17 protein-coding genes are annotated in these 17,133 nt (G+C 39.0%); 5 read left to right on the top strand and 12 right to left on the bottom strand.

What is annotated here, in order from left to right:
- Positions 1 to 57: 57 nt before the first annotated feature.
- From V7122_RS00535 to V7122_RS00585, 11 genes are all read right to left on the bottom strand, one after another.
- The gene (locus V7122_RS00535) at positions 58 to 360 is read right to left on the bottom strand and encodes a YerC/YecD family TrpR-related protein (protein ID WP_335525352.1); all 303 of its coding nucleotides are present in this window, start codon (positions 358 to 360) and stop codon (positions 58 to 60) included.
- A gap of 197 nt (positions 361 to 557) precedes the next feature.
- Positions 558 to 1,088: a gamma carbonic anhydrase family protein gene (locus V7122_RS00540; protein ID WP_335525354.1), complete on the bottom strand. Its 531-nt coding sequence runs from the start codon at positions 1,086 to 1,088 to the stop codon at positions 558 to 560.
- A gap of 72 nt (positions 1,089 to 1,160) precedes the next feature.
- A complete protein-coding gene (locus V7122_RS00545) occupies positions 1,161 to 2,315 on the bottom strand; it encodes a CaiB/BaiF CoA transferase family protein (protein WP_335525355.1) in 1,155 nt (384 codons plus the stop codon).
- A 79-nt stretch (positions 2,316 to 2,394) separates the two neighbouring features.
- Entirely contained in the window at positions 2,395 to 3,285 is an 891-nt protein-coding gene (locus V7122_RS00550) for a hydroxymethylglutaryl-CoA lyase (protein WP_335525357.1), read from the bottom strand.
- A gap of 89 nt (positions 3,286 to 3,374) precedes the next feature.
- Positions 3,375 to 4,367, bottom strand: a complete 993-nt coding sequence (locus V7122_RS00555) for an ABC transporter ATP-binding protein (RefSeq protein ID WP_335525360.1) — start codon at positions 4,365 to 4,367, stop codon at positions 3,375 to 3,377.
- The gene (locus V7122_RS00560) at positions 4,330 to 5,364 is read right to left on the bottom strand and encodes an ABC transporter ATP-binding protein (RefSeq protein ID WP_335525361.1); all 1,035 of its coding nucleotides are present in this window, start codon (positions 5,362 to 5,364) and stop codon (positions 4,330 to 4,332) included. The genes V7122_RS00555 and V7122_RS00560 overlap by 38 nt, the downstream gene beginning before the upstream one ends.
- A 13-nt stretch (positions 5,365 to 5,377) precedes the next feature.
- On the bottom strand, positions 5,378 to 6,298 hold the full coding sequence (locus V7122_RS00565) for an ABC transporter permease (protein WP_335525363.1): 921 nt from the start codon (positions 6,296 to 6,298) through the stop codon (positions 5,378 to 5,380).
- A gap of 14 nt (positions 6,299 to 6,312) precedes the next feature.
- Positions 6,313 to 7,257, bottom strand: coding sequence for an ABC transporter permease (locus tag V7122_RS00570; RefSeq protein ID WP_335525365.1), 945 nt, complete (start codon positions 7,255 to 7,257; stop codon positions 6,313 to 6,315).
- A 121-nt stretch (positions 7,258 to 7,378) separates the two neighbouring features.
- On the bottom strand, positions 7,379 to 8,968 hold the full coding sequence (locus V7122_RS00575; protein ID WP_335525367.1) for an ABC transporter substrate-binding protein: 1,590 nt from the start codon (positions 8,966 to 8,968) through the stop codon (positions 7,379 to 7,381).
- A 318-nt stretch (positions 8,969 to 9,286) separates the two neighbouring features.
- Entirely contained in the window at positions 9,287 to 9,988 is a 702-nt protein-coding gene (locus V7122_RS00580; RefSeq protein WP_335525369.1) for a GntR family transcriptional regulator, read from the bottom strand.
- Positions 9,989 to 10,535: 547 nt separating this feature from the next.
- Entirely contained in the window at positions 10,536 to 10,781 is a 246-nt protein-coding gene (locus V7122_RS00585; protein WP_335525371.1) for a DUF1450 domain-containing protein, read from the bottom strand.
- 235 nt (positions 10,782 to 11,016) lie between these two features.
- On the opposite strand from V7122_RS00585, the gene hppD reads away from it, so the two are divergent.
- From hppD to V7122_RS00610, 5 genes are all read left to right on the top strand, one after another.
- The gene (gene hppD, locus V7122_RS00590; RefSeq protein ID WP_335525372.1) at positions 11,017 to 12,138 is read left to right on the top strand and encodes a 4-hydroxyphenylpyruvate dioxygenase; all 1,122 of its coding nucleotides are present in this window, start codon (positions 11,017 to 11,019) and stop codon (positions 12,136 to 12,138) included.
- A 59-nt stretch (positions 12,139 to 12,197) separates the two neighbouring features.
- A complete protein-coding gene (locus V7122_RS00595; protein ID WP_335525374.1) occupies positions 12,198 to 13,139 on the top strand; it encodes a hypothetical protein in 942 nt (313 codons plus the stop codon).
- Positions 13,136 to 14,434, top strand: a complete 1,299-nt coding sequence (fahA, locus tag V7122_RS00600) for a fumarylacetoacetase (RefSeq protein WP_335525376.1) — start codon at positions 13,136 to 13,138, stop codon at positions 14,432 to 14,434. Before V7122_RS00595 ends, fahA begins: the two co-directional genes overlap by 4 nt.
- Before the next feature lie 27 nt (positions 14,435 to 14,461).
- A complete protein-coding gene (locus tag V7122_RS00605; RefSeq protein ID WP_335525378.1) occupies positions 14,462 to 15,631 on the top strand; it encodes a homogentisate 1,2-dioxygenase in 1,170 nt (389 codons plus the stop codon).
- Positions 15,632 to 15,907: 276 nt separating this feature from the next.
- Positions 15,908 to 16,570: an AraC family transcriptional regulator gene (locus tag V7122_RS00610; protein WP_335525380.1), complete on the top strand. Its 663-nt coding sequence runs from the start codon at positions 15,908 to 15,910 to the stop codon at positions 16,568 to 16,570.
- Between the two features lie 96 nt (positions 16,571 to 16,666).
- Here V7122_RS00610 and V7122_RS00615 read toward each other — a convergent pair whose 3' ends face one another.
- Positions 16,667 to 17,131 carry a GNAT family N-acetyltransferase gene (locus tag V7122_RS00615; RefSeq protein WP_335525382.1) on the bottom strand — a complete coding sequence of 155 codons (465 nt, stop codon included), beginning with the start codon at positions 17,129 to 17,131 and terminating at the stop codon, positions 16,667 to 16,669.
- Between the last annotated feature and the right edge of the window lie 2 nt (positions 17,132 to 17,133).

Genomic DNA, 17,133 nt, shown 5'->3' on the forward strand with positions numbered 1-17,133 from the left:
AGGGCATTTTCTTTTTATAAGAAAATGCCCAAAGGATTACTATTAAATAGCCTTTTTCTATGACTTCCCAGAAGTACTTACGCGTTCTAAAACAGTTTGATAACCATCACTTCCATAATCTAAAAGCTTCTTAACCCTGGTTATCGTAGATGATGAGGCATTCGTTTCAATTTGGATATCCATATATGTATTGCCTTCTTTTAGTAATCTCGCAACTTCGAGCCTCTGTGCGAAAGACTTTATTTCATTCATCGTACACAAATCATCAAAAAATGCCGCACACTCTTCCTTTGTTTGTAGCGAAAGGATTGCTTTAAATAGTTGAATAATAGGTTCCTGAGGTAATTTTTTTATATACATGTAACTGCCTCCATTGAACATCGAAATTCACTATAATAATGCTAATATATATAGTAGAAACTAGGATATCATTCCTGTGCTTTTTCTAAAGAAGGGGGAATATCCTAAAGACTTTTCCCCACTTCAGGCAACGGTTCATAAAGTACCTAGGACACACAATTGTTGATAATCTGATTGTTTTCCGTAAAAATTCTTATTTAAAGCTTATCCATTTCGACAATGTTCTCTTCGCGAAAATTTCTCCCGTTTTGGACATAATGGAGGGCACCTTCTTTTGAACGCTCAATCTCCTCAGGTGATAGTGTTCGAATCATCTTGGCAGGAACTCCAGCCACTAAAACACCTGGTTCAATAATTTTACCTTCAGGAACAAGTGCACCAGCAGCCACTAGTGCCCCTTCTCCAATAACAGCACCATTTAAAATGGTTGCTCCCATCCCAATTAATGCCCCATCCTTTACTGTAGCTCCATGTAAAACTACATTATGTCCAATGGTGACGTATTCTCCGACATGGACTGGATAGCCCGGATCTACATGGACAACAGCACCATCCTGAATATTAGAGCCTTTTCCTATCGTAATTTTTTCATTATCACCTCTTAAAACAGCATTAAACCAGACAGATGTATCTTCCTTAAGTTCAATGTCTCCAACCAACTTGGCTCCTGGAGCAATATAGGTACTTGAATGTATAATTGGATATTTTCCTTTATTTCTATAAAGCATTTTCCTTCGCCCCTAACCTCTTACTTATAGTAAAAATCCCCAGATAATTTATGCAAAAGCCCTTCTGATGACTTATTTATTCATTTGTTTAGATAGAATCTCATCATTATGTTCACCCAATTTAGGGCCAATCCATTTAATCTCACCCGGAGTTTCAGATAATTTTGGTACCACCCCTGGAACCAGCACTTCCTCACCATCTGGCAGTGTCACTGTTTGCAGCATATCACGCGCTTGATATTGGACATCGTTGGCAATGTCTTCAATACTGTAAATCGGGCCGACCGGTACTCCGGCAGCATCGAGAAGCTCTTGTACTTCCTTCTGTGTATGGAGCTTAGTCCATTTTTCAATTTCCTCATCCAGATAATCGACTACTTTCGCTCGCCCTTGGTTGTTCGCAAGTTCAGGGTCGTTTGCCCAATCCTCCCGGCCGATTGCTTCAGCAAACCGCTTGAATATGCCGTCACTGTTTGCTGCTATGACAATATACTTTCCGTCTCTGCAAAGATAGGTGTTGGAAGGAGCAATTCCTTCCAGCGTTGCCCCGGTCCTTTCACGGATGATGCCCTTCAAGTCATATTCTGGCAGTACGCCTTCCAATAAAGAGAAGACCGACTCTGTTAATGCCACATCCACATATTGTCCTCTCCTCTGTGGATCATTATCTCGCGCCCTAATAGCTAAAAGCGTGCCAATAACAGCATATAAAGCAGCAACAGAATCACCGATGGCTAAGCCAACTCGTACTGGAGGGCGATCAGGAAAACCTGTCAAATACCTGAGGCCTCCCATAGATTCTGCCACACTCCCAAACCCAACTTTGTCTCTGTAAGGTCCCGTCTGTCCATAGCCTGAAATTCTTGTCATAATAATGCTTGGATTTATTTCCTTCAAATCCTCATAACCGATTCCCCAACCTTCCAATCTCCCAGGTCGGAAATTTTCAATCACCACATCCGCTTCTTTAGCCAATTCACGAACAATGTTTTGCCCATCTGGCTCGCGAAGGTTGAGAGTGATCGATTTTTTATTTCTTGCGTGAACATACCACCACAAAGAAGTACCTTTATGCATTACCCTCCAGTTCCTCAATGAATCTCCGCTCTTAGGGTCCTCCACCTTGATAACTTCAGCACCAAACTCCCCAAAAACTTTACCAGCAAATGGAGCTGCTACGAAATTGCCCAACTCCAAAACTTTAATGCCTTCTAAAGGTTTTTTCATATCATTTCCCGCCTTCATTCTAAGTAATTATCAGAATTTTCCCTCTTTGTATACAGTGGTTGAAATAAACCTTCCTTACTTATTCACCGGAGGACACTTTGCTACTTTCTTTCCTTAATAAAAATTGATTAAAGCCTCCATCAAGCTCTTTCAAAGCCTGCAGATCCAGGCCCGTATTTATATTCTGCTTTTCCAGAAAGTCCACTACCTTGCTACCCTCTATGTTTCCAGGAGCTCCTGGTGCATAAGGACATCCTCCAAGACCTGCCTGTGCTACATCAATGACTTGAATGCCTGCCTGTAAACCAGCTAACACATTCGCCAAGCCGTAACCGTACGTATCATGAAGGTGGAGACTTAGTGGCATATCCGGAAACCTGTCTGATAAACGTGCACAATATTCGTAAATTTGCCTAGGTGTAGCTTTTCCGATCGTATCTCCTACACCCAATTCGGATACACCACAATTTACTAACCGTTCAGCGATCTTTTCCACCTCAGAATAAGGTACAGTTCCGTCAAAAGGACAAACGAATGCAGTAGCTATGCCCCCGATAGACTTTCTGCCAGCTTTGTTATTTTGTTCTATCAATGCCTCTATCTCCGTTAATGTCTCATCTGTACTTCTATTTAAATTCGACTTATTATGGGCATTACTTGCCGAAAGAAAGAATACGGCATTATGGATTTTTGTATTTAAAAAGCGATCCAATCCACGTTGATTCGGAACTAATGCATCAAATTCAATTCCTTGCTGAAAGGGCAATTGTTGTGCAAGTTCATCCGCATCGCTAAGAGCAGGCACCCATTTGGGATGGACAAATGAAGTGACTTCTATTCTATTAAATCCGGCCAGTATCAGCTTTTTGAGATTTTTAATTTTTTCTTCCGTTTCCATAAACGCTTTTTCATTTTGCAATCCATCTCTTAACGTAACGTCTCGAATGATTACATTTTCAGGGAATTTCATTTTTTCTCCTCCGTTTCTTCAATCACAGTTCACTGTTTTATGATAAAATGGCCGTCCCTAACAAGGACGACACCTATTCAATTTCTAGATTAATATAAATGGCACGCGACTGTATGGCCATCATCCATTTGTTTGGATTCCGGAATTGCATTCTTGCATATGTCCATGGCACGAGGGCATCTTGTATGGAAAGTACATCCGGTTGGGGGATTTAATGGCGATGGAACCTCCCCCTCCAAAACAATCCTCTCTTTATTCTGCTCAGGCTTCGGCAATGGAACGGAAGATAATAATACTTGTGTATAAGGATGTAAGGGATTGGAAAATAATTCGTCCGTTTCTGCAATCTCAACGATATTGCCAAGATACATGACGGCAATTCTATCGGATATATGCCGAACGACACTCATATCATGAGTGATAAATAAATAAGTAATATTTAATTCCTCTTGCAGTTCTTCCAATAGATTGATAATTTGCGATTGAATCGACACGTCCAAAGCAGATACAGCTTCATCCAAAATGATCAAGCTTGGATTAACAATTAAAGAGCGTGCCAAGCCGATCCGCTGCCTTTGTCCACCGGAAAACTCATGAGGGAATCGATAATAATGTTCTATTTTCAACCCTACTTTTTCTAATACATCCATAACTCGCTTTTTACGTTCAGCGGCTGTACCAATTGAGTGAATGATCAAGGGCTCTTCCAAAATACTTCCGACCCGTTGCCGAGGATTTAATGATGTAAACGGGTCTTGGAATACCATTTGTATTTCCTTCCTGATTTTCCTGAATTCCTTTTCGGGCATCTTGAAAATATCCTGATTTTTATATATGACGGATCCTGATGTTGGCTCAATAAGGCGTAAAATTGTCCGGCCTGTGGTACTTTTTCCACATCCTGATTCTCCGACAAGACCAAGTGTTTCACCCCGATAAAGATGAAAAGAAACACTGTTTATCGCTTTTACCTTACTTTTATTGCCTATTCCAAGCCAGCTAAAGGGGCCTTTTACATCAAATTCCTTTTTTAAACCCTGGACCTCAAATAACTTCTCCCGTTCTTCCGTATACAACTTCATAGTTTCCCTCCTCTTTCAGAGCAATTTCTTTGTAATGCCAGCATTTAACTTTTTGATGATCAGAATCCATGAACAAGCCAGGATCCTCCACCATGCAAAGTTTATCGGCAAAAGGACAACGAGGAGCGAAGTTGCATCCCTTAGGCTTTTCATTTTGAGAAGGAACCGATCCTTCTATAACATGAAGCTTCTGTGATCTGTCTCCATCCATTTGAGGAATGGATTTAAGTAATCCACGCGTATATGGATGCTTAGGACTAGTAAAAAGCGTCTTGACGTCTGCCTCTTCTACAATTTGGCCGAGATACATAACAATGACCCTATGGCACAATTCTGCAACTACACCCAGATCATGGGTAATAAAAATGACGCCCATATTATTCCTCTTATTTAAATCACGGATCAAATTCAATATTTGGGCCTGGATTGTAACATCCAATGCGGTCGTTGGTTCATCAGCTATCAATATCTTCGGCTGGCATGCCAAAGCAATCGCGATCATCGCGCGTTGTTTCATCCCGCCCGATAATTGGTGCGGATACTCCGCAACCCTTTTTTCCGGTGAAGGGATACCGGTTACTCTTAAAAGTTCAATAGCCTCTTTGTAGGCATCTTTTTTCGTTATTTTTTTGTGCAGCCTCAAGGACTCTATAATCTGTTTCCCAATTGTGTGGACAGGATTGAGTGAACTGGATGGGTCTTGAAATATCATCGAAATATCATTGCCGCGAATTTTTCGCATTTCCTTTTTACTTAGGGCTATAATATTTTTCCCTTCAATATTGATTTCTCCTTCATAATCAACATTATGTTCATCCAACAGCCGAAGAATGGACTGGGCCGTCACACTTTTTCCGCAGCCGGATTCACCAACCAGACCAACTATTTCTCCCTTATTTACGTGAAAAGAAACATTATCCACCGGCTTAACTATTCCACGTTCTGTATAAAAATATGTTTCAAGCTTCTTTACTTCCAGCAAGCTTTGGCTATCCATGACCCCGCCCCCTTTAAGTCAATTTTTTTCTTAAACGCCCCTTCTTCAGCTTTTTCGCACTTTGAAAATGAGGATCAATTAGGTCCCGTAGTCCATCTCCTAACATGTTTAAGCTGACAACTGCTAGGATAATCATGGCGCCAGGGAATACTACCATCCACCATGCTTGGAAAATCTCAAATTTTCCATCGTATAAAATACTTCCCCAGCTTGGAGTTGGGACAGGGACCCCCACCCCAAGAAAACTTAATGAGGCTTCAACAATAACCGTTTCGGCAAAAATAAATGTGGCCTGAATCACTAAGGCTGAAATCGTGTTCGGAACAATATGGCGCCAGATAATTCTAGTTGGGCTTGCACCTTGCGATTTGATCGCTTCAATATAATTCTCCCTATAAACAACTAAGGCGACCGAACGAACTACGCGAGCTATAGAGGGGGTAAATACAATGCTAAGAGCAATAATGATATTTGTAATACTAGGACCTAATACAGCCATTAGAGCTATAGAAAGTAAGATACCAGGAATCGCCATTAAACCATCGCAAATCCTCATTAATATATGGTCTAATATGCGGTAATAGCTGGCATAAACACCAATAACTAAACCTACTAATGAGGTGATTAAGGTAACGGCAATTCCGATTCCCATAGAAATTTTTGCTCCATGAACGACTCGTGCCAATAAATCACGACCAAAATTATCAACTCCGAGCCAGTGACTAGCACTAGGAGCAGCCAGCCGTTCCTTAGCCAGCATTTCAGTTGGGCTGTACGTAACAATAAAGGGTCCGATAGCTGCAACAGCTAAGAGAAAAAAGAGAATGACACTTCCTGTAAGCATCAGTTTATTTGACAAAAAGCGCTTAAATAATAATCGGTGTTGTTCCTTTAGTAATTTACGACTTTGGACTAATACTTGTTGACTCTCCATCAACTATCCCCCTATTACTCTAATCTCACCTTCGGATCTATTACACCGTACAATAGGTCAATAATCAGATTGATAGAAACATATGCCAAGGTAACAAATAAAACTACCCCTTGAATAACGGTATAGTCTCGACGCTCTATGGAATTGATTATTAGTTGACCAATACCTGGGATATTGAAGATCGTTTCAATGATTACGGCTCCCGTTACTAGGACTCCAAAAGTTTGTCCGATAACCGTCAGAATTGGCATAAAGGCATTTTGCAGTGCGTGGTTAAATAACATACGAGTCTCCGAAACCCCTTTTGATCGAGCCATTTTAATATAGTTCTTATTCAGCACTTCCAGCATAGAAGAACGCGTCATACGTGCAATGAGAGCAGCTTGAATAGCCCCTAAGGCAACAGCCGGCATGATTAAGAAGCGAAGATGATTTTCCCATCCACTTGAGAGGGGGGCATACCCAGCTACAGGAAACCATCTTAATTCAACGCCAAAAAATAAAATAAAAATAAGTGCAAGTAAAAAGCCAGGAACCGCCATTCCCATTAAAGAGAGGCCCATTACTGTCTGATCCACCATCGTTCCCCTCCGAAGAGCCGCTATAATCCCTAGAGGTATTGCGATAGAAATCGCAATTAATTCTGCAAGGATAGCTAGAGATAATGTAGGCCAAATGTTATTAATAATCATAGCCCCGACAGAATCCCCAGTAGCATAGGAAAACCCTAAGTCACCTTGTATTAAATTACCTAACCAATTAACATACTGATTTATTAGAGGTTCATTTAATCCTAGTTGTTCCCTTAAATCTTTAATTTGCTCCTCAGTGGCTTCATTGCCCAATATGTATGAAGCTGGATCACCTGGTGTTAAATGAATGAGCATAAATATGACAACGGATACGACAAATATAACTGGGATAGTCGAAAGAATCCTTTTTAATAAATATGCAAACAAACTTCCCCCCCCTTTAGATAGTATTTATCAACCAAAGTTTGTATAAAAACTCCCATTAAAATGAATGTAATTGCCTAGTTACTGTCTTTCGATCGTAACTAGGCAACTATTTTAATAGTTTTTAATCTAAAACTTCCACATTATAGAGCATCATGGAATCAGCATATTTGAAATTTTCAATATTCTTTTGAGATGCGTTTATATTTGTCATGTCGCCTAACTTAATGATCGGCAGGTAATCCCAAAACCATGCTTGTAAGTCATCGTATAACGGGATCGCTTCCTCTATTGATTTTTTAGAATTAAATTCAGCAACTATTGCTTCTAATTCTTTACTGTCGGTAAATCCAAGATTATTCTGGGCAAAGAATGGACTTGTTAAAGGTTCAGCTCTTGGAACATTCGTTACAGGAAAAATATCATAAGCATTTTCATCCGTCCGAAGTTCTCTGTAGGTAGCACCATCAACAACCTCAAGCTTTGACTTGATTCCAATTTGCTCAAGCTGTTGTTGAAGTACAACAGTAGATTTATACATAGCATCTGTGTCACGTCTTGTTAAAATGACAATCTCTTCTCCGTTATAACTGCTTTTTGCCAGAAATTCTTTTGCCTTATCAAGATCATGGACATTGAAGAGATCCTTTCCATTGTCACTGTTCCATTTATTTTCTTGCCTTTTCAGCATGACATTATGGGTAAGGTCATAGTATTTTTCATCATAAAAAGCATTTTGCATGATTTCGTCATAATCGATACCCGCTGCCACAGCTTGACGGACATTTTTATCAGTAAAAACTCCCTTTTTCTTATTAAAATAAAGCTCCAGATTCCCACTAGGCTCAACATGAATATTAATATTTGGATCATTTTCTAGTTGTCCTACACTATTCGAAGGAATGTTAAGTGAGATATCATATTCGCCTGACATAACTCCAGCAATTCTAGTGGAAGGGTCTTTCACGAAATTTATATACACTTCGTCCACTAATGCTAGCCTAGCCCCAGCAGACCCATCTGATTTTTCACTGCGTGGTTTATACTCTTGATGTTTCACCAGATTAATATATTGGTCTTTTCGATGTTCATTCATCTTAAATGGACCCGTTCCAATATATTCTTGAACTCCGTTTGGCCCTGCATTATCAATGATTTCTTTTGGCATAATAGCAGGAAAATGCCCTGATCCAAATGCCAGTACAGTAAGCGCTATGGATGTTGGCTCTTCAAGCACTAACTTAACTGTATATTGATCAATTTCCTCAAACTTAGATTCACCAAATACCTGTTGGCCGTAAAGGGAAATTTCAATCCATCGATTCATCGAGGCGACCACATCCTCTGCTGCCATTTCCTTTCCATTATGAAACGGTATTCCTTCCCTCAGATGAAAAATGATTGATAGTCCATCATCACTCATTTCCCAGGAATCAGCCAGCATCGGCTGGATATTATCATTGGAGTCTACAGTTAATAAAGTTTCAAATATGTTTGCTGCAATATGGGCTGCCGCTGCTGAAGGAACTAGATGGGTGTCAAGGGTAGCAGGTTCCTCATAGAATGCCATTTTTAACGTTTTTGCTTTATCCTGATTTTCAGATTCCTTTTTTTCAGATTCCTTATTTGAACTACTCGCATCATCACTACAGCCTACTAACAGAAAGATTGTTAAAATACTAAAAAATATTTGGTATAATTTTAATCTAGCCACCCATCAATACCTTCTTTCCTATTTAAATAAATTTGAATTACTCAAAACATTTGAGTAAATATTTTATCTTAAGCCTAGAAACCTATTTTTTTATTAATTACCCTTACTACATATTGATAGTGTTTATTTTTATAGTCACCTCTCTAGAGAATTTTTAATTAACCGTCATACTGTGTTTACACAACTTTAAAATTTTAAGTCCCTGCATCACCACGTTTTCATCACCCGCGAAACCTAAATAATTGATTATTCTGAAAACGTATACGTAAAGTTAGTCAGTATTTTTTAGGAAAGATATGATGATAGTCTTTATTTACTTTATATCTTTTCAATTTTAGGATTTGCTTTGCCATATTCCAAAAGATAAAATTCATAATCTTTTTTTAAGTGGTCCTGCATCAGCCTTTTCGCTGCTTCTCCATCTCCATTCCTAATCGCCTGCCAGATATCCTCGTGTTCTACTGAACCTATTAACAAGCGGTCATAACTATTAAAGATGGCATTCTGATAAAACAAGACAAAAGACCTTAACTGGTTCATAAACTTTTTCAAGTATGGGTTTCCACTGAATTCTACAATGGTGTCATGGAATTCCCTGCTGTATTTTTTCAGGCTGAGTGTATCATTCAATTCAATTGCGCTTCTCATACTGTACATGATTTGATCCAAACGCTCCCTTCGCATCTCATTTAAGCGATGAGCTGCATAATAGGATGCAGTCGGTTCAAAACTTATCCTACATTCGTACAGATGCTTAAAATCCTCGTGCGTGGGACGGTATACCCTTACTCCTCCACGTGGATGAACTGTTACTAATCCTTCACTTTCCAGCTGGCGAATCGACTCACGAATAGGACTCCTGCTTATTTTCGTTTCCTCGACAATTTTCTGCTCAACTAAGCGGCTTCCTGGAGAAATTTCACCGTTAATAATTTTTTCGTATAAATATTGGTAAGCCTGTTCTTGCAAAGTCTGAGATGGATGTATACTCTTTATTTTCCCCCACCAACCTTTCATCATTATCAGTCTCTTTATACAACCCAGTAAAAAGCTTCTCTTAATTATCAGAAAAGTCTTACTTTGTATACTTACAAAAGCATAAGATAATATTCATTGGACACTTTTGACGTTTCCGATAATTAATTCAGTAATCTGTATTATCTTGGACTGACCGATACCAATTGTCCAGGTGGTATGAATCCGTTTACAATATTTTCATGTAAATATTTATAAACGTGATCTAAAAGAGTTTAAGACTAATTGATTTTTAATATAAACTTTATCCTGCCTTCACCCTAAGTTTTCAGATAATGTATGCAAAATAAACCAACACAATATCACATACATTACACATATTAATTTAATTTGCTATTTTTCCTATCACTCCTCCTAATTCTATCGTGGTAATAGTGTTAAAGCAAGAAAAAAGAAAGATATTTCTGATATTTCTAAATTTTATATTTAAATTTTTAGTACTGCAAACTTAAGCTTCAAAGCAACATTGCATTAATACGCTTTTACATTCCTGCATTAAAGTTAAGAAACTTTGTAAAATACTTGATTTATATTAACAACCCGCTCCTTCTTTCGTTTCAGTCACATATTGATCAATTTTTTCATAAAGTTTTTCTGGTATGTCAGTGACAATATTTTTTCCGTTTACAAGCGCGAATGGTTTTATTAAGCATTGTCCGCAATACAACAGGCATCTTTCTTCAATAACCTCCAAATCCCTACGCTCCCTTAATTTATCTTTTGTTTCTTCGAGCTCATCTTCGAAATTACAAGGACAAAATTTTACTTTAATACTCACATGTACCACTCCTTTTTTATTTCCCATATTTTATGGGATTTTTAAAAATCTGCAAGAACGCGCCTCAACGCACATTAACTTTAATGCATTAAAAAGTTAAAACTACAAAGAAAAAACGCATTAATTCCTAGGTTTGCTCACGTTTTTTTTATGTATTATGATGTTTGACATTACAGGCATTATATTTTGAACATTCTGTTTGTTAGTTACTAAAACACTTGAAGGAGCGATACAAATGGTTGAAAAAGTGATAGCAAAACCTACTGCAAAAAAAGAAGAAGTATTTCCAGTCAAAAATGTTCATTACTTAGAAATTTACACAGGAAATGCCAAGCAAGCTGCCTATTATTACGCAAAAGCATTTGGTTTCAAGCTTGTAGCTTACCGAGGATTGGAAACAGGCAGCCGTGATCGTGTTTCCTATGTTTTGGAGCAGGGGGCCATTCGCTTAATCCTAACAGGAACTTTATCGGATCAAACTGACATTGCAGCATTCATTAAAACCCACGGGGAAGGTGTGAAGGATATCGCCCTTCTAGTTAAGGACTTGGAAAAGACTTATGCAGGTGCGATTGAACGCGGTGGTATTGCAATACGGGAACCATGGGTGGAAGAAGATGCAAATGGAAAAGTGAAAAAGGCGATACTCGGTACTTACGGAGATACTATTCATACGCTTATTGAACCGATCGATTACAAGGGTGTGTTTATGCCAGGCTTTGAAGCCCGAGAGGATATTTTTGGAGCGAATCCTACAGGCCTAATTGGTTTCGACCACCTTGTTGGGAACGTTGAAGTAATGGAAGAATGGGTCAATTATTATGAAAAAGTTTTTGGCTTTTCCGTTCTTAAGCATTTTGATGATGAAGATATTTCCACTGAATACTCTGCGCTTATGTCAAAAGTGATGATGAATGGAACAGGACGGATTAAATTCCCAATTAATGAGCCCGCGGAGGGAAAACGCAAGTCTCAGATTCAGGAGTACCTAGATTACTATAATGGACCAGGGGTTCAGCATCTTGCTCTATTAACCAATGATATCATTAGCACTGTTGCAGCCCTTAGAGAAAACGGAGTTGAATTACTGTATACTCCTGACACCTATTATGAAGACCTCGCCAATCGTATTGGGGAAATTGATGAGGATATAAAACGGCTACAGGAACTAAATATTCTTGTTGACCGGGATGATGAAGGGTATTTACTCCAAATTTTCACAAAACCACTTGTTGACCGGCCAACGATGTTTATCGAAATCATTCAGCGAAAAGGTGCACTTGGCTTTGGTAATGGAAACTTTAAGGCCTTATTTGAATCAATTGAACGAGAGCAGGAACTTCGCGGGAATATATAATCGAATCGGGGTCATGCCAGTTTCATATCTAGCATGACCTCCTAGGAGGTGCTGGTAAATTGTTAGCAAAAGTAAAGGTGAATTGGAAAGAGGATGCGATCAGTCATTTCATGACAGAACTGATTGATTATGCAGGCTTGTTCCCTCCTGCACAACTTCCTCTTAGAGCAGCGATCTTAAACTATCATTCTTATTTACATAAAGAGGATAGCTGGATGCTTGGACCGTTTGTTATTCCAGCTTCTCAATTGGGGGAACTAGAATCTTTTAGAGATTTATTTAATGAACAGTACCCCCTTCGACTGTCTATTATTCTATCAAAGTCTGACGAGTTAAAAATAGATTTGAATGCTATTCAGCTATTTATGGAAACATACGAAACAGCTGGAATGATAGACGCGATTGAAGTCCCACCATCCTTACAAATGAATTTAGGGATCTTCGATAAGCTTGATAAATTCATTTCGGGATATCGAATTTATTGTGAAATAGCAGGAACTATTGAGCAGCTGCAATCCTCGTTAGATAGAATCAAATTTCTTAATCAAGACTATTCACGACCTATTGGAATTAAATTTCGTATGGGTGGAATTGCCGCAAATTTGTTTCCATCTCCGGAAGAGGCAGCGTTTGTTATCCATGAATGCAAAAAGCGAGAACTTTCACTAAAATTTACTGCTGGTCTCCACCATCCCATTCGCCAATACCGCAAAGAAGTTGGAACCTTTATGCATGGATTCGTAAACGTTTTTACTGCATCAATTATGGCCCATAGCCTTTCCATTCCGAAAGAAACGATCCAAGCGATATTACTTGAAGATAACCCGGAGAATTTTACTTTTACAACAAATGAACTCATCTGGCGCAATTTAGCTGTCAGCTCTCTAGAAATTAACGCTGCACGCGATGTTTTTGCTCTTTCTTACGGAAGCTGCAGCTTTGATGAACCACGGGAAGAACTTGGAGAGCTAGCATTATTTCAGAAGGAGGAATTCAGATGAAAAAATCTTTTATTGAAACAAAACCGGAATCACATTTCCCGATTCAAAATTTACCGTATGGCATATTCCAAGTATCCGGAAAACGTCCTCGTGTTGGAACAGCCATTGGGGATTATGTACTTGATTTATCCCTGCTTGAAGAAGCCGGCTTATTAGATGGTACAGGTGTGGAAGGAAAAAATATTTTTTCATCTCCTTCTCTAAATCCATTTATGGCACTTGGGCGTTCAGTCTGGTCTGCCGTTAGGTCAAAACTTCAGTACCTTTTAGATGAAAACACGCCTGTTTTACGTGATGATAACGTTCTTCGTGAACAAGCATTTCATCTAGTGGAAGATGTAACGATGCTGCTTCCGGCAGAGATTGGTGATTATACCGATTTCTATGCTTCAAAGGAACATGCAACCAATGTAGGAACCATGTTTAGAGGGAAGGAAAATGCATTAATTCCCAATTGGACACACTTGCCAATTGGTTATCATGGACGAGCCAGTTCGATTGTTCCAAGCGGCACCCCTGTTCGACGCCCTTTAGGTCAAAGAAAGCCAAAGGATTCGGAATATCCAGTTTTCGGTCCATGCACACAGCTTGATTATGAGCTTGAAATAGGATGGTTTATCGGCCCTGGGAATTCTCTTGGTGAACCTATTCCCATTCATCAGGCTGAGGAGCATGTTTTTGGGCTCGTTCTTGTAAATGATTGGAGCGCACGTGACATTCAAGCATGGGAGTATCAGCCGCTTGGCCCCTTCCTTGCGAAAAATTTCGCCACTTCCATCTCGCCTTGGGTTGTACCATTGGAAGCACTTGAACCTTTTCGCACGGCTGGACCCAAACAAGAGCCCGAGCCATTACCTTACCTGCAGCAGAAAACAGATGGAGCGTTTAATATTAATCTAGAAGTTTATTTAACACCTGAGAATACAGGTAAGGAAACTAGAATTACAAAAACCAACTTCAGCTATATGTATTGGTCTATTGCCCAACAAGTAGCCCATCATACTATAACGGGATGCAATGTACGCCCTGGTGACATGCAGGCATCCGGAACAATCAGCGGTCCTAATCGAGAGGAACGAGGCAGCATGTTGGAACTTTCGTGGCGAGGTGAACAACCGCTCCAGCTTAACGGCGGCGGTGAGCGCAGCTGGATTGAAGACGGTGATACCGTGACAATCAGCGGATTTTGCCAAGGAGATGGGTATCGAATTGGTTTTGGTGAAGTATCCGGTAAGATATTACCGGCACTTTCAGAAGCAAAACTATTAAGCAATCAATCATCTGTGAAAATCTGAAATATAAATGTAAAAGGAGTTTAGACTATGGCATATTACGTTAAATTGGGCCGAATCCCCCATAAACGGCATACTCAATTTCGTCAAGAAGACGGAAGTCTTTATTATGAGCAATTAATGGGTACGAAAGGTTTTTCCAGCATCCAGTCACTTATCTATCATATTAATCCGCCGACACAAGTTAAAAAAGCGGAAAAAATTTGTGATGTTCGTTATGAATTTGAAGAAAGAGGGGCTTTAAGGCATCGCCATTTTCATACTTGGAATACGGATGTTGGAGGCGATTTTCTCTCCGCACGGAAAATTTTTATGGCAAACGATGATTTAGCGATCGGCGTGGCACGTCCTAATCTCCAGATGGATTATTTCTATCGGAACGGCGAGGGCGATGAAATGCTATTTGTTCATGAAGGAACCGGTAAAATTGAAAGTATTTTTGGAGAGTTGAGTTTTGGGCCTGGCGATTACCTTGTCATTCCTATAGGCACTACCTATCGCGTTGTCTTGGAATCAGAAGAAGCACGCTTTTTAATTGTTGAATCCAATTCATCTATCGTTACTCCAAAGCGTTATCGTAATGAATTTGGACAGCTGCTTGAGCATTCTCCATTTTGCGAGCGAGATATTAGGACACCGGAAAAATTAGAGCCTAAAAATGAAAAAGGGGAATTTGAGATTCGGGTCCGGGCACAAGGAATGATTACTTCCTATAAGTATGATTTTCACCCGCTTGATGCAGTTGGATGGGATGGATATTTATATCCTTATGCGTTCAGTATTCATGATTTTGAACCAATAACAGGACGTGTTCACCAGCCGCCACCTGTCCATCAAACTTTTGAAGGATACAATTTTGTCGTTTGTTCATTTGTGCCACGTTTATACGACTACCATCCTGAGGCCATCCCTGCTCCTTATGTTCATAGCAATGTGGACAGCGATGAATTACTCTATTATGTGGATGGTGATTTTATGAGCCGCCGCGGGGTTGAGAAAGGTTCTATCACCCTTCATCCGTCCGGACTTCCACATGGACCACATCCTGGCAAAATTGAAGAAAGTGTCGGTAAAAAAGAGACTCGCGAACTGGCGGTCATGGTTGATACTTTCCGTCCACTTTATATTGTAAAGGATGCTCACCAGCTGGAAGTTGAGGATTATATGAGCAGCTGGCAGCCAAAATTGCCTTTAAACTAAAGGAATGAAAAAAGGGCATCTTCTTATTTACGAGATGCCCTGTTACTTAAGAGTTAAAATCTTTCTTTTTGGAGTTAGATTCGGTTTTTGTATAAGTCTTGGAACTTTTTTCCTCCATTTAATCTTACATTATTCTTTGATTTGAAGCTTTTCAAAAAAAACCTTCAAAGATACATAGAATTTAGTCCTTCTAAAATATCACCACAAAAATCCAATTTCCGAATTTGTTAACCTATTTCAATCATGATAACCTACTTATTAAGGGGTGGTCTAAACATGACTCGAATACAAAAATTAAACGTATTAAACGGACAAGAAATGTACAAATATTTTAAGAAAACACAATGCCTTCAACAAGAGATAATGGTTCCGTTTAACGAAGCGATGTGTTATGGAAACACATCCGCTAATCTTTTTTCAGATGAATTTGCCGCCATTCGTGCAAAGGCTCATCACGTTACTTCCGTCCAATATCATGAAATCACCCTTAAACCTTTGCAGCCTCTTTTGAGTAAAGACTTTACACACCTAGCATTATGGTTTGGTCCTGATATGTTCTGTCAGATCAATGTCCTTACTATTCTCGCATGGCTCAACGAAACACAATGTATACAAACAATTGACCTTCATCTAATGAGTGACAATTATGAGCACTTGGGAAAATTCACACTTGAAGTTAATGGATATTATGCTCTTTACAAACAGGTTTTGATCGATAAAACGATGCCTGCCGCTATTTACCCTGAACCATTAATGAAGGGGATTGAGCTTTACTTGAATTATCAACATGAAGATAGTGACCTTATGCTGTATATTAAAAGTCATTCAAATGTTCCTGAAAAAGAGCTTATGTATGATCTAATGAGGGAATTTTCCGATTATGGGCTAGGTGATATTCAATATATAGAGCTTATAAAAAAGAGTCGGAATTCTATTTAATTTGTTTATATATAACTTTTAAATTAACTGCCAAAAAACATAGATACTATTGTCATCGCCAAAGTACTTAATCATCATTAAAAAGGCATTGTACAATTATATAATGCCTTTTTGGTATAGGTTTATATAATGAGTTGAATTCGGGTAGTCACAAGTCTTAGAGAATCCAAATGCAGTATAAAACAAATCAGCTTGATCTGTATCAGTATGCAAGACTAAACCTTCATAATAATACTTAGCCTCTAAGATTATCTTGCTTAATAAAAGTGATCCTACCGCACTTCGTCGAAAATCACTTGCAACATAAAACCTTCTTAATCGACCGATTTTCGGATTGTTAGAATACGGGTCAATATTAAGCCCGCCGATGGCAATGAGTACGCCTTGTTCATTATATACACCATATAATGATTCACCATGCTTATTAAAACGATTTGTGCCATCTTGATAATCATCGACCAGCTTTTCTAGGAAACGAAACCCGGCAGCTTTACTTTCTTCAACTAAATGGGAAATTTCTAACGTCTCTAATTCCTCTATTTTTTGAATTTTAAATTCCACCT

Source organism: Bacillus sp. JJ1532, from assembly GCF_036965085.1.
Lineage (GTDB): Bacteria > Bacillota > Bacilli > Bacillales > Cytobacillaceae > Cytobacillus.

Excerpts from the sequence above, each read along its gene's own strand:
- V7122_RS00545 (WP_335525355.1), bottom strand. The coding sequence starts at position 2,315 with ATGAAAAAACCTTTAGAAGGCATTAAAGTTTTGGAGTTGGGCAATTTC.
- V7122_RS00605 (WP_335525378.1), top strand. The coding sequence starts at position 14,462 with ATGGCATATTACGTTAAATTGGGCCGAATCCCCCATAAACGGCATACT.
- V7122_RS00560 (WP_335525361.1), bottom strand. The coding sequence starts at position 5,364 with ATGGATAGCCAAAGCTTGCTGGAAGTAAAGAAGCTTGAAACATATTTT.
- hppD (WP_335525372.1), top strand. The coding sequence starts at position 11,017 with ATGGTTGAAAAAGTGATAGCAAAACCTACTGCAAAAAAAGAAGAAGTA.
- V7122_RS00535 (WP_335525352.1), bottom strand. The coding sequence starts at position 360 with ATGTATATAAAAAAATTACCTCAGGAACCTATTATTCAACTATTTAAA.
- V7122_RS00555 (WP_335525360.1), bottom strand. The coding sequence starts at position 4,367 with ATGAAGTTGTATACGGAAGAACGGGAGAAGTTATTTGAGGTCCAGGGT.
- V7122_RS00540 (WP_335525354.1), bottom strand. The coding sequence starts at position 1,088 with ATGCTTTATAGAAATAAAGGAAAATATCCAATTATACATTCAAGTACC.
- V7122_RS00580 (WP_335525369.1), bottom strand. The coding sequence starts at position 9,988 with ATGATGAAAGGTTGGTGGGGGAAAATAAAGAGTATACATCCATCTCAG.
- fahA (WP_335525376.1), top strand. The coding sequence starts at position 13,136 with ATGAAAAAATCTTTTATTGAAACAAAACCGGAATCACATTTCCCGATT.
- V7122_RS00550 (WP_335525357.1), bottom strand. The coding sequence starts at position 3,285 with ATGAAATTCCCTGAAAATGTAATCATTCGAGACGTTACGTTAAGAGAT.
- V7122_RS00565 (WP_335525363.1), bottom strand. The coding sequence starts at position 6,298 with ATGGAGAGTCAACAAGTATTAGTCCAAAGTCGTAAATTACTAAAGGAA.
- V7122_RS00610 (WP_335525380.1), top strand. The coding sequence starts at position 15,908 with ATGACTCGAATACAAAAATTAAACGTATTAAACGGACAAGAAATGTAC.